The sequence below is a fragment of the Nitrospina watsonii genome, from assembly GCF_946900835.1.
GTDB lineage: Bacteria > Nitrospinota > Nitrospinia > Nitrospinales > Nitrospinaceae > Nitrospina > Nitrospina watsonii.
The window spans coordinates 65,903-77,807 of record NZ_OX336137.1; the positions used below are offsets into that span (position 1 = coordinate 65,903).

Here is an 11,905-nt window from a genome sequence, read left to right on the forward strand (position 1 = left end):
CAAATGAGGAGGCATTAGTCACCCTCACCCGGCCCTCTCCCATTGAGGAAGAGGGAGCAATGTAGATTCGCGCCTTCAAACCATTCTTTGCAATGGGGACATCAGCCCGTTGCTCCCAACCGTTTCTCTGGGGCTCGCCATTTTTGGGGCGATGCGGTACAATCGGGCCTTTCCCGAAACCTGGGATTCAAATACGTCTTTTTGCCGCGGGCCATGCCCGCCGGACTGAGTCCGGTGACAACAGGATAAATTCAGAATTGCGCCCACGGATCATTGCCCTAACCACCGGGCAGTAGCCATTTTGCGACGGGCCACGCCCGCCGGACTGAGTCCGGTGACAACAGGATAAATTCAGAATTGCGCCCATGGATCATCGCCCTAACCACCGGGCAGTAGCCATTTTGCGACGGGCCACGCCCGCCGGACTGAGTCCGGTGATAACAGGATAAATTCAGAATTGCGCCCACGGATCATTGCCCTAACCACCGGGCAGTAGCCATTTTGCGACGGGCCACGCCCGCCGGATTGAGTCCGGTGACAACAGGATAAATTCAGAATTGCGCCCACGGATCATTGCCCTAACCACCGGGCAGTAGCCATTTTGCGACGGGCCACGCCCGTCTTACATCATAAAACCATTTCTAAGGATTTGCGAATGCATAAACTGGTTTTGATGCGCCACGGCCAGAGCACCTGGAACCTGGAGAACCGCTTCACCGGCTGGACCGACGTGGACCTCACCGATCAGGGCCGCGAGGAAGCCCGGCTGGGGGGTCAGCTCATCCGCGAGGCCGGACTGACCTTCGACGTGGCCCACACTTCTGTTTTGAAACGCGCCATCCGCACGTTGTGGATCGCGCTCGACGAACTCGATTTGATGTGGATTCCGGTCCACCGCTCCTGGCGGCTGAACGAACGCCACTATGGCAACCTGCAGGGACTCAACAAAGCCGAAACCGCGGAACAGCACGGCGACGACCAGGTGAAGATCTGGCGGCGCAGTTACGACATCCCGCCGCCACCGCTCCCCGACGGCGACGCACGCCTGCCGCACAGCGATCGGCGCTATGCCGGGGTCGATGCCGCCGACCTGCCGAAGACGGAGGCGCTCAAGCACACGGTCGATCGTTTTCTGCCGTACTGGAACGACACCATCGTGCCCGAGATCCAGGCCGGCAGGCGCGTGCTCATCTGCGCCCACGGCAACAGCCTGCGCGCCCTGGTCAAGCACCTCGACGGCATCAGCAATGAGGACATCGTGGAACTCAACATCCCGACCGGCATCCCGCTGGTGTACGAACTGAATGAGAGTTTGAAGCCGACCAAGAGTTATTACCTCGGCGACGCCGAAGCGGCGAAGAAGGCGGCGGATGCCGTCGCCAAACAGGCCGGCGGGAAATAGTGGGGAAGGGTCATCGGTAACCCCTCCCAGCCCTCCCCTTGTAAAGGGGAGGGATCATTGAAAACCGGGTACGTTCATCTTGGACGCAGTCCGCGCCTACGGATCATCGCCGTGACCACTGGGCAGTAGCCCGTTTCTACCGGACGAGGTCCGGATAGGGCTTGACAAAAGCGGGAATAAAAATAGAATAAGTTCAAGCAAACTAGGTGATTACAGGCACGTAGCTCAGGGGTAGAGTACTTGCTTGACATGCAAGGGGTCGGCGGTTCGAAACCGCCCGTGCCTATTTTCTCAATATCCTGGATTCCCTAAGGCCTTTTTATTCAGATGGAAGGGCATCATGCGCGGGTTGCCCCATGATGCCTTTTTACGTATATGAACGAACAGACACAAAATCCCGCTCCGCAGACGGAATTCGATCTCGACACCCTGCGCCACAGTTGCGCCCACCTCATGGCGCAGGCGGTGAAGCAGCTCTTTCCGGAGACGCAGATCACCATCGGTCCGGTGATCGAAGACGGGTTTTATTACGATTTTTACCGCGAGACGCCGTTCGTTCCGGAAGATTTGCAGAAGATCGAAAAGCGTATGAAGGAGATCGCCAAAAAAGGTCTGCCTATCGAGCGTCAGGAAATGCCGCGCGATGACGCCGTAAAATTTTTTAAAGACATGGGCGAGGAGTTCAAGGTCGAGATCATCGAGTCGATCGACCAGGCCGACACCATTTCCGCGTACTCGCAGGGCGATTTCACCGACCTGTGCCGCGGTCCGCACGTGGACAACACGAAACGCCTGAAAGCGTTCAAGCTGCTGTCCACCTCCGCCGCCTACTGGCGCGGCGACGAGCGCAACCCGGTGATGCAACGCATCTACGGCACCGCGTGGCGCAACAAGGATGAGTTGAAGCAATACCTCGACCGGCTGGAAGAAGCCAAGCGCCGCGACCACCGCAAGCTGGGCAAGGAACTCGACCTGTTTTCGATGTCGGAGGACGTCGGTCCCGGCCTCATCCTGTGGCACCCGAAAGGATCGCGCATCCGCTACATCGTCGAGGAATTCTGGCGGCAGCAGCATTACAAAAACGGCTACGAACTCGTTTACACGCCGCACACGGCGAAGTCGGACCTGTGGCAGACCAGTGGGCATTTCGATTTTTACAAAGAGAACATGTTCGCGCCGATGGATGTCGAGAACAAGGAGTACATCCTGAAGCCGATGAACTGCCCGTTCCACATTCAGATTTACAAGTCGCACCTGCGCAGTTACCGCGACCTGCCCCTGCGCTGGGCGGAGTTGGGCACGGTGTACCGTTACGAACGTTCCGGCGTCATGCACGGTCTGCTGCGCGTGCGCGGCTTCACGCAGGACGACGCGCACCTGTTCTGCGCGCACAACCAGATCGAGTCCGAGATCGAACGCGTGTTGCAGTTCGTGCTCTACATCCTGCGTTCGTTCGGGTTCGACGAATACAAAGTATTTTTGAGCACGCGGCCGGAAAAATCCGTGGGTTCCGACAACGATTGGGAGACGGCAACGACGGCCTTGCAGAAGGCGCTCGACGCATCCGGCCTCGATTACGAGGAAGACCCCGGCGAAGGCGTGTTCTACGGACCGAAGATCGACATCAAGATCAAGGACAGCCTCGGCCGTTTCTGGCAGGTCTCGACGATCCAGGTCGATTTCAATCTGCCGCACCGGTTCGAGATGACCTACGTCGCCGAGGACGGCAAACAGCATCAGCCGATCATGATCCACCGCGCGCTGATGGGATCGATCGAGCGCTTTTTCGGCTGCCTGATCGAGCATTATGCCGGAGCGTTTCCGTTGTGGCTGGCGCCGGTGCAGGTGGCGCTGTTGCCCATCACCGACAGTCAGAATGGTTATGCCGAAAAAGTTGCCGCCCAACTGGAAGAAAACGGAATCCGGGTGGAAAAAGACTTGCGAAATGAGAAGATTGGGTTCAAGATAAGGGCGGCCCAAATGGCCAAAACCCCCTATATGTTGGTTTTAGGTGACAAGGAAGTTCAATCCGGGCAGATAGCCGTCCGCAAGCGGCGTTCTCAGGAAACCCACACTCTGTCTCTGGATGATTTCTTGAAAAGGTTGAAGCAGGAAATCGATGACAAGGTCATCGACGTGCATTGAGTTTGCACGGAACTCGATATAGGAGACCTTTGTATTAATAAAAAACAGCGTATCAACAACATGATCCGTGTCAAGGAAGTCACGGTGATTGGCGCCGACGGTGAGCAGTTGGGAACCTTCCCCACGCACGAGGCCTTGGCTATGGCCCAGGAAAACGACCTCGATCTGGTCGAAGTCGCACCGCACGCCAACCCGCCCGTTTGCCGGATCATGGATTACGGCAAATTCAAGTACAAGCAAAGCAAGCGGGCGCACGAAGCCAAAAAGAACCAGCGGGTCATTCACGTCAAGGAAGTCAAATTCCGGCCGAATACCGACCAGCACGATTTCAATTTCAAGATCAAGCACGCGCAGCGCTTTCTGGAAGCCGGCGACAAGGCCAAGATCATCATCTTTTTCAAGGGACGCGAAATCGTCCATCGTGATCATGGCCAGAAGCTGCTGGAACGCGTCGCGCAAACGCTGGAAGATGTGGCGGACATCGAGCAGTCGTCGAAGCAGGAAGGCCGCACGTTGACGATGATCATGGTGCCGAAAAAGAAAAAAGAAGTTCCCGTTAAGAAAGAAGATGCGGCCGAGAGCTGAGCGCCGGTTCGCAGATGGAATCAGGATAAGGAATACGGAGTCCAAATCATGCCGAAAATGAAAACCAACAAGAGCGCCGCAAAACGGTTTCGCAAAACCGGTACCGGCAAGATCCGCCGCAATGCTGCGTTCACCAGTCACATACTGACGAGCAAATCCACCAAACGTAAACGCAATCTTCGACGCAGCCGGACTCTCACCAGCGGCGACGCCAAGCGCATCAAAGCCTTGTTGCCCTACTGAGAACCGAGAGAAGACCTGGAGAACCTGAAAAATGCCAAGAGCCGTAAATGGAACCGTATCCCGGAACCGCCGCAAAAAAGTACTGAAACTGGCGAAAGGCTTCCGCAGTGTGCGCAGCAAGGCATACCGCAAAGCCCGCGAAGCGGTGGAAAAATCGCTGAGCTATGCCTACCGCGATCGCCGCACCCGCAAGCGTGATTTCCGTCGCCTGTGGATCGCCCGCATCAACGCCGCTGCCCGCGCTGAAGGCCTGACCTACAGCCAGTTCATGCACGGCCTGAAAAAAGCCAACATCGATCTCGACCGCAAAGTGCTGTCCGACATGGCGATACATAACGAAAAATCGTTCAAGTCGCTGCTCGAAACCGCCCGCTCGAATTTAAGCTGACCGGACTGCGTCCGGAGGCAGCTGAGCACTGTCCGGTGGGTGGGTGATGATCTGTGGGCTCATTTCAAAGATGATCCGCCTTTTCGGGGCGAGGCCCCGGTCCCCCCTTCTCCGAAGGGCCGGGTATCACCCGGATGGAAACAGGGCGTTTTAAAGAGGTTCGCAGACCATGGTTCGCTCTTCAAGCGTTGCCAGTCTGCTTTTCCTCGCAGAGGAGCAGGGGGCTTTTTCCTTTTCAGTTTGTTATTCTGAACGCAGTGAAGAATGACGCATTAAATAAGGAAGAAGCTTCATGACCTCTCCTCTGTCTCCTCCGCCGATAACCATGATCGATCAGATTGACAATCACCGCCGGGAGTTTGAAGAAGCCCTCACCGCCGCCTCCCGTCCGGACGATCTCAAGGACCTGCGCACGCGCTACCTCGGTAAAAAAGGTCACGTCACCGCCATCCTCAAAGACCTGCGCAACCTGCCGCCGGAAGAAAAACGCGCCGTCGGCAAACTCATCAACGATCTCAAAACCCACGTCGAAGAACGTCTGCAACAAAGAACCGAGGAACTGGCACAACAGGGCGCGGGTTCCAAAACCAGCACGTTCGACACCACGTTGCCTGGCCGCCGCGAGCCAGTCGGCACGCTGCACCCCATCATGCAGGTGATGGAAGAGATCACACAGGTGTTCGTCAGCCTCGGGTTCGACGTGGCCGAAGGGCCGGAGATCGAATCCGACTACTACAATTTCGAAGCCCTCAACATTCCGCAAGATCATCCCGCGCGCGACATGCAGGATACGTTTTACATCGGCGACCGCGTGTTGCGCACGCACACCTCGCCGGTGCAGATTCATGTCATGGAAAAACAGCAGCCGCCGGTGCGCATCATCGCCCCCGGCAAGGTGTACCGCTGTGACTCGGACATCTCGCACACGCCGATGTTTCACCAGATCGAAGGCCTGATGGTGGACGAGGGCGTGTCGTTCAGCGACCTCAAGGGCGTCATGAACCTGTTCGTGCAGCAGGTGTTCGGCGCCGGCACCGGCGTGCGCTTCCGCCCCAGTTTTTTCCCCTTCACCTGTCCCAGCGCGGAAGTGGACATCCAGTGTGTCATCTGCGGCGGCGACGGCTGCCGTGTGTGTTCGCGCACCGGCTGGATCGAAATCCTCGGTTGCGGTATGGTGGACCCGGCGGTGTTCGGGTTTGTCGATTACGATCCGGAAAAATGGACCGGCTTCGCCTTCGGTCTCGGCATGGAACGCATTGCCATGCTCAAGTACGGCATCAACGACATCCGGCTGTTTTTCGAAAACGACCTGCGGTTCCTGCAACAGTTCTAACCGGCGACCGTTTCCCTCTCTCAGTCCCTTCACTTAAAGGGAGCACCCGATGGACCGTTACCGATTGATCCGCTGGAGTCTCGCCCTGGGCGCGTCGGGATTCGCCGCTGTGTGCGCGGTGTATTTCGTCATCAACATCATCCCCGGCGTCATCCCCGATGCGCTCATTGAAAAAGTGCGCGAACCGGACCTGTTGAAGTACCCGCAGGCGAAACGCTGCGCCGACTGCCATAAGGACATTTTCGACGCCTGGAAGAAAAGCCGTCACTCGGTGGCGTGGGTGAGCGAGGGCTACGTCAAGGCGACGGAAAACCACTCCAAAGAAAAATGCCTGAACTGCCATATCCCGACCACGGTGTTTCCCGGTGAGAAACCACAACCGAGGCTGAAACACCGGGACGACGGCATCTACTGCGTGCCCTGCCATGTGAAAAACGACGCCATGCACGGGCCGTACGATATTTTATCGCCGCCGCATCCGACCAAACAGGACGACGCCTACCGCACCGCCAAATTTTGCAGCGCCTGTCATCAAAAAACCTACAAGCAGTGGCAGGCGACGGGATCGAAGAAAACCTGCCAGGCCTGCCACATGCAACGCAAACTGCAGAGACTCACGCAAAGTTTTCCAAAAAGCCTGCTGCACGCCAAGCGCGAAGTCGCCGATCATAGTTTTCCAAAACGCGAAATCACCGAGGTGGACATTGCAGTCACCGGTTCGTTCGGAAAACGCGTATTCGAACTGGAACTCACCAACCTCAACGTGCCGCACTGGGTACCGACGGCGGACAACGGCGACCCGCGCATGTACCTGTACACCACTTTTTTTGACGAAGCGGGGAAGGCCATCGACGAGTACAAGGAAATCCTCGCGCCGCAACAGGACACCGCCCTGCCCTACAAAAAACCGGTGCAATATCGCTACCTGGTGGGAAACGGCGTGCACCGCGCCGAGCTTCTCATCCAGTACACGCCCGCCTGGTCCAAAGAAAAAACCGACGTGAAACGGGTGCATTTCTCAAGATAAGCCCTTGCCTTGGCCCCTGCCGGGTTCGGTATAATGGAAGCTCCAATCGTTCCTCACGATCACCAAAAACTGGGAGGGCTTCATGATCCGTATTTTCCGATTCTCCGCTCTTGTTTTCGTTGTGCTCCTGTTGTGGGTCGCCGCGCCCGCACTGGCCAAGGACCTGGTGGTGAAAGAACCGCCCGCTTCGCTGAAAAAACTCTACCCACCTGAATCCAAGGAACCGAAATGGATTCAGCAGATGCACGCCCTGTCCGGAAATTTCGGCGGCGTGTTCACCAACGTGGGCGAGCAGGATTGGGAAAACGCGGAACAGCGTGCCGCCGATTTCGTGAAAGCCTACGAGGACACATCGAAGCTGGTTCCGGAATGGGAGGAGTATTTCGATCTCAAGGCGGCTCAAAAATTCGCCCAGGCGGTGAAGACCCGCGACGCGAAGCAGATCGGCGAGGCTTCCGGCGCGGTCGCCAAGACCTGCGGCAAATGTCACGCCGACCAGTACGTCTCCGTATGGGCGCATTTCCACTGGCCGCACGTGGATAAAATCAAGGTCCTCGATCCGGTCACCGAGGAAGAACTGGCCTACGGCAAATTCATGCACAAAGTTTCCGGTTCGTTCAATGCGGTCACCACCAACTTCAAAGAGGGGCAGTACGACCGCTCCGCTAAGGCGGTGCGTGGATTCAAACAGCGGTTCATGGAGTTGAAATCCACCTGTTCGAAATGCCACACCACCGACGCGGTGAAACAGTTCTTTGTGGGCGACGCGGTGGAAGAAGCGTTCGACGACATGCGCGACGAATTGATGAAAGAAAAACCGAATCCCGGCGAGTTCTGGAAAAACGTCGGCATCATCGGCAAGGAAGGCTGCAAGAAGTGCCACCTGACGCACCGCGCGTGGGCCATGATCCAGGAATACTGGGAAGAAGGAACGCACAAGCATTGATGAGGTGTGAAAGAATGGGATGAGTGCATCGCATGAGTCGAGGACGAGATCGGCGACGGGCCGGGGCGCGCGGGCCAACCCCGCCAACCGGTTCAAGCCGCTCGACCGCTCCACCACCGAGGACTGGCTGGACGATCCGTCAGGCCCCGCGCCGGACACGGAGTTCTGGCAGGACGCGTCGAAATCGATCCTGTCGCCGAACGACAGCCCGGACATTCCTTTCACTTACAGCGCCAACCCGTATCGCGGCTGCGAGCACGGGTGCGCCTACTGCTATGCGCGACCGACGCATGAATACCTGGAGCTGTCGGCGGGAATCGATTTCGAAAGCAAAATCGGCGTCAAACAGCAGGCGCCGCAGTTGTTGCACCGGGCCCTCTCCAAAAAAAACTGGCAGCCGCAGGTGATCGCCCTCTCCGGCGTCACCGACGCATATCAACCCGTCGAACGCAAGCTCGGCCTCACCCGCCGTTGTCTGCAAGTCGCGCTCGATTTCCGCAACCCCGTTGCCATCATCACCAAAAATCATCTCGTGACGCGCGACATCGACGTGCTGTCCCAACTCACGGCGTTCGATTGCGCGGCGGTGTATCTTTCCATCACCACGCTCGACACGGAGCTGGCACGCAAGCTGGAGCCGCGCGCCTCGACGCCGGAGAATCGGCTCGATGCCGTGCGCGCGTTGAACGATGCGGGCGTGCCCACGGGCGTGCTCGTCGCGCCGGTCGTGCCCGGCCTCACCGATCACGAACTGCCCGCTATTTTGAAAGCAGCGAAAGACGCGGGCGCGCAGTTTGCGGGCTACCAGGTGCTGCGTCTGCCGTTTGGATTGAAAGACCTGTTCCGCGACTGGCTGGAGACGCACGTGCCGACGCAGGCGGGAAAAGTTTTAAACCGCATCCGTGAAGTGCGCGGCGGCGAGTTGAACGAGACACGCTTCGGCGCGCGCATGAAGGGGGAAGGTGTGTACGCCGAACAGATCAAACAGATGTTCCAGCTTGCGCGCAAACAGGCGGGATTTGCGCCGGGCGGACCGCGTCTGTCCACCGACCACTTCCGCGATCCCACCGACCGGCAGGAAAAACTTTTTTAAGAAAACCGTTTCTATTTTCTGTCTGTATCAGGCCTCTGGGCGCGGCGGACGATGTCCTTGTCGAAGTAGTTGATGCTCATGCCGGCGTCGAGCACGATGCCCTGCGCATTGATGCCGCTCGACCGTTCGCTGAGCAGGAACACGGCGGCGTTCGCCACTTCCTGCGTCTGCAACGCCTTCTTGCGCAGCGTCAACTGCTCGGCGTGCAGGTAGGAGTCGAGGTAGCCGGGAATGCCCGCGGAGGCGGAAGTTTTCAACAGCCCCGCGTTCACCGAATTGAAACGCACGTTCGAAAACACGCTGAACGATTTGGCGAGGAAGGCCAGCGACGAGTCGAGCGCAGCCTTGGCGGGTCCCATGTAGCCGTAGTTTTCCGCCGCCATGCGCGTGGTGGAGATGCCCACGGCGACCACCGACGCGTCTTTCGCGAACAGATCCTTGAACGCGTTGGCCAGCCGGATCATCGAGTAGCAGGAGATGTCCACGCATTGCAGGAAATCGGGCTTCGCCGTTTCGTGAAACGGTTTGAGTCCATCGGCGAAATTGGCGAAAGCGATGGAATGCACCAGGCCGTGCAGGGTGCCGGTGGTGCGGGCGATGTCGTCGCGCAGGCGGTCGATCTGGGCTTCGTCCTCGACGTCGCAGACCAACATCGGCGCGGGGTCCAGTAATTTTTTCACGCTGGCTTTGCGGGTTTCCGAACGCACGCTGTACACAACCTTCGCGCCTTCCGCTTCCAGCGTTTTGCCGATGTGGTAAGCCACGCTTTTTTTGTTGGCGACGCCGGTGACGAGAATGGTTTTGCCTTCGAGGTTGAGGAAGCTCACCGTTGTTCCTCCATCAGCATGGCGGTGAACTCCACCAACACTGCCGTCTTGCCGTTCACTTCCGCCTTGCCCTTCATGTAGTGCGCCGGCCCGACGCTCTCGCCGTACTCGACGTGGATGTCGAGCACGCTATCGGGAAACACCGGTTGCTTGAACTTGACGTTCTGGATGCGCGTCAGCACCGGCACCTTGCCTTCTTCCATCTCCATCTTTTTCGCCATCAGCAGGGCTCCCGCCTGAAACACGCATTCGCAGATGAGCACGCCGGGCATGATGGGGAAATCCGGGTAATGGCCCTTGAAGAACGGCTCGTCGGCGTTTATGGTTTTGCGCGTGTGGATGCGTTCGGCGGTCTGCGCGACGATTTCATCGACGAACAGAAACGGCGGCCGGTGCGGGATGGTGTTTAAGATTTCGTCGTTCATAAAATTTTCACTCAACTTGATCCTTCGTCGCCTACGGCCCCGAAGGATCTTACTGAAGGAAAAACCCCCCTAGCCCCCCTTACAAGGGGGAACCGGGCTTCACCCGGAGAATAAGGAAAGGTCATCGGTAACCCCTCCCCCCGTCACTCCGTGAGTGCCCCTTAAAAAGGAGACCTTTGCATAAGGGAATTAAAAGCAACCCATAGATTCTTCGCTGACGCTCAGAATGACAATCAAGTTCCCGACCTGTCATTCTGAGGAGCTTGAGGCGACAAAGAATCTCTGTTTTTCTTTTTTGAAAAGCGTGTGTGAAAAACTCTCCTTGAAAAGGGGGAAGGGGTAAGGATCTCCAAAACCTCCCCTCAATCCCCTCCTTGGTAAGGAGGGGAAGAAAAAGATGTTTCTCATCTGTGTTTATCGGTGTTCATCTGTGGTTAAAGCCAACCTCTCCCAGCCCTCCTCTTGTAAAGGGGAGGGAGTTTAAGTACGGGACCATCGTTCGCTTGCGACCTGTTGGTTGCAGTCAACCGGAAGCAATGGGGCACATTCCCTCCGGGCTTGGCCCGGTCCTTCGGAGAAGGGGGTGCGCATCGGTCTCCCACGCACCATCGTTCGCCCGCAATCATTTAAGAAATACCACTCTAAGCAATGGGGCACATTCCCTCCGGGCGTGGCCCGGTTACAATCCGCCGGTCACTTCGAGCACAGCACCGGTGATGTAGTCGGCGTTGCGTCCGGCGAGGAACAGCACGCAGTGGGCGACGTCCTCCACCGTGCCGAAGCGTTTCAACGGCACCTGTTCGAGGTATTGTTGTTTCTGGTCGTCGGGCAGGTCGGCGATGAAGTCGGTGTCGATGAACCCCGGCGACACGCAGTTGACGGTGATCTTGCGGCTGGCCACTTCCTTCGACAACGATTTGGTGAAGGCCACCTGCCCGGCTTTGGTGGCGGCGTAGTTGGCCTGCCCGGCGAAGCCGAACTTGCCGACGGGCGAGGTGATGTTGATGATGCGGCCGTAGCGTTTGCGCGACAGGTTCTGCACTGCCAGCTTGCTCATGGTGAAGGTGCCGGTGAGGTTGGTATCCACCACGTCTTTCCAGTCTTCCTCCGTCATCATGCCGACAATGGCGTCGCGGCGGATGCCGGAGTTGTTGACCAGCACGTGAAAGGTCTCGAAAGTGTCGCACACGAATTTGTAAAAATTTTCGACGTCTTCCAGCCGGGTGACGTCGCACTGCCGGACGTGGAGCCGGTCGCTGCCGGCGGTGACATCCTGCTGAAACTGTTCGGCGGCGTCCTGGTTGGACAGGTAGGTGGCGATCACCGTCGCGCCCGCATTCAGGAAGGCTTCGGCGATGCCGCGACCGATCCCGCGGGTGCCGCCGGTCACGATCACCGTCTGGTCTGTGAAATCAAATTGCATGGGATCGGTTGGAATGGGGAAGATTCAATCTTGTGCCGTGTTGTCCGGCAAGGAGACGGCGGACGCGC

At 57.8% G+C, this 11,905-nt stretch carries 12 protein-coding genes and 1 tRNA gene; 10 read left to right on the forward strand and 3 right to left on the reverse strand.

From position 1 onward, the window contains the following. Positions 1 to 655: 655 nt before the first annotated feature. From gpmA to QML71_RS00375, 10 genes are all read left to right on the forward strand, one after another. Complete coding sequence (gene gpmA / locus QML71_RS00330) at positions 656 to 1,402, forward strand: 2,3-diphosphoglycerate-dependent phosphoglycerate mutase (RefSeq protein WP_345742306.1); 747 nt, start codon at positions 656 to 658, stop codon at positions 1,400 to 1,402. A 214-nt stretch (positions 1,403 to 1,616) separates the two neighbouring features. Further along, positions 1,617 to 1,688 (forward strand) — tRNA-Val (locus tag QML71_RS00335). An 89-nt stretch (positions 1,689 to 1,777) separates the two neighbouring features. Next, positions 1,778 to 3,547, forward strand: coding sequence for a threonine--tRNA ligase (gene thrS / locus QML71_RS00340; protein WP_282009904.1), 1,770 nt, complete (start codon positions 1,778 to 1,780; stop codon positions 3,545 to 3,547). Positions 3,548 to 3,580: 33 nt separating this feature from the next. Next, positions 3,581 to 4,132 (forward strand): translation initiation factor IF-3, encoded by a 552-nt coding sequence (gene infC / locus QML71_RS00345; protein ID WP_282012566.1) that lies wholly within the window; start codon positions 3,581 to 3,583, stop codon positions 4,130 to 4,132. A 48-nt stretch (positions 4,133 to 4,180) separates the two neighbouring features. Further along, positions 4,181 to 4,375: a 50S ribosomal protein L35 gene (rpmI, locus tag QML71_RS00350; RefSeq protein ID WP_237097007.1), complete on the forward strand. Its 195-nt coding sequence runs from the start codon at positions 4,181 to 4,183 to the stop codon at positions 4,373 to 4,375. A gap of 31 nt (positions 4,376 to 4,406) precedes the next feature. After that, entirely contained in the window at positions 4,407 to 4,763 is a 357-nt protein-coding gene (gene rplT, locus QML71_RS00355) for a 50S ribosomal protein L20 (RefSeq protein ID WP_282009905.1), read from the forward strand. Positions 4,764 to 5,088: 325 nt separating this feature from the next. Beyond that, a complete protein-coding gene (pheS, locus tag QML71_RS00360) occupies positions 5,089 to 6,096 on the forward strand; it encodes a phenylalanine--tRNA ligase subunit alpha (RefSeq protein ID WP_345742331.1) in 1,008 nt (335 codons plus the stop codon). 49 nt (positions 6,097 to 6,145) lie between these two features. Continuing rightward, positions 6,146 to 7,123: a multiheme c-type cytochrome gene (locus tag QML71_RS00365; protein WP_282009907.1), complete on the forward strand. Its 978-nt coding sequence runs from the start codon at positions 6,146 to 6,148 to the stop codon at positions 7,121 to 7,123. An 82-nt stretch (positions 7,124 to 7,205) separates the two neighbouring features. Beyond that, on the forward strand, positions 7,206 to 8,069 hold the full coding sequence (locus tag QML71_RS00370; RefSeq protein ID WP_282009908.1) for a hypothetical protein: 864 nt from the start codon (positions 7,206 to 7,208) through the stop codon (positions 8,067 to 8,069). 19 nt (positions 8,070 to 8,088) lie between these two features. Beyond that, positions 8,089 to 9,162 (forward strand): PA0069 family radical SAM protein, encoded by a 1,074-nt coding sequence (locus QML71_RS00375; RefSeq protein WP_282009909.1) that lies wholly within the window; start codon positions 8,089 to 8,091, stop codon positions 9,160 to 9,162. Positions 9,163 to 9,173: 11 nt separating this feature from the next. On the opposite strand, the gene QML71_RS00380 is transcribed toward QML71_RS00375, so the two are convergent. From QML71_RS00380 to fabG, 3 genes are all read right to left on the reverse strand, one after another. Continuing rightward, a complete protein-coding gene (locus QML71_RS00380; RefSeq protein ID WP_282009910.1) occupies positions 9,174 to 9,989 on the reverse strand; it encodes an enoyl-ACP reductase FabI in 816 nt (271 codons plus the stop codon). Further along, on the reverse strand, positions 9,986 to 10,414 hold the full coding sequence (gene fabZ / locus QML71_RS00385) for a 3-hydroxyacyl-ACP dehydratase FabZ (RefSeq protein ID WP_282009911.1): 429 nt from the start codon (positions 10,412 to 10,414) through the stop codon (positions 9,986 to 9,988). The genes QML71_RS00380 and fabZ overlap by 4 nt, the downstream gene beginning before the upstream one ends. 679 nt (positions 10,415 to 11,093) lie before the next feature. Continuing rightward, positions 11,094 to 11,837 (reverse strand): 3-oxoacyl-ACP reductase FabG, encoded by a 744-nt coding sequence (gene fabG, locus QML71_RS00390; protein ID WP_282009912.1) that lies wholly within the window; start codon positions 11,835 to 11,837, stop codon positions 11,094 to 11,096. Positions 11,838 to 11,905: the final 68 nt, after the last annotated feature.

Coding starts and splice junctions, on each gene's coding strand:
- rplT (WP_282009905.1), top strand. CDS start 4,407: ATGCCAAGAGCCGTAAATGGAACCGTATCCCGGAACCGCCGCAAAAAA.
- thrS (WP_282009904.1), top strand. CDS start 1,778: ATGAACGAACAGACACAAAATCCCGCTCCGCAGACGGAATTCGATCTC.
- gpmA (WP_345742306.1), top strand. CDS start 656: ATGCATAAACTGGTTTTGATGCGCCACGGCCAGAGCACCTGGAACCTG.
- QML71_RS00370 (WP_282009908.1), top strand. CDS start 7,206: ATGATCCGTATTTTCCGATTCTCCGCTCTTGTTTTCGTTGTGCTCCTG.
- fabZ (WP_282009911.1), bottom strand. CDS start 10,414: ATGAACGACGAAATCTTAAACACCATCCCGCACCGGCCGCCGTTTCTG.
- fabG (WP_282009912.1), bottom strand. CDS start 11,837: ATGCAATTTGATTTCACAGACCAGACGGTGATCGTGACCGGCGGCACC.
- rpmI (WP_237097007.1), top strand. CDS start 4,181: ATGCCGAAAATGAAAACCAACAAGAGCGCCGCAAAACGGTTTCGCAAA.
- pheS (WP_345742331.1), top strand. CDS start 5,089: ATGATCGATCAGATTGACAATCACCGCCGGGAGTTTGAAGAAGCCCTC.
- QML71_RS00375 (WP_282009909.1), top strand. CDS start 8,089: ATGAGTGCATCGCATGAGTCGAGGACGAGATCGGCGACGGGCCGGGGC.
- QML71_RS00365 (WP_282009907.1), top strand. CDS start 6,146: ATGGACCGTTACCGATTGATCCGCTGGAGTCTCGCCCTGGGCGCGTCG.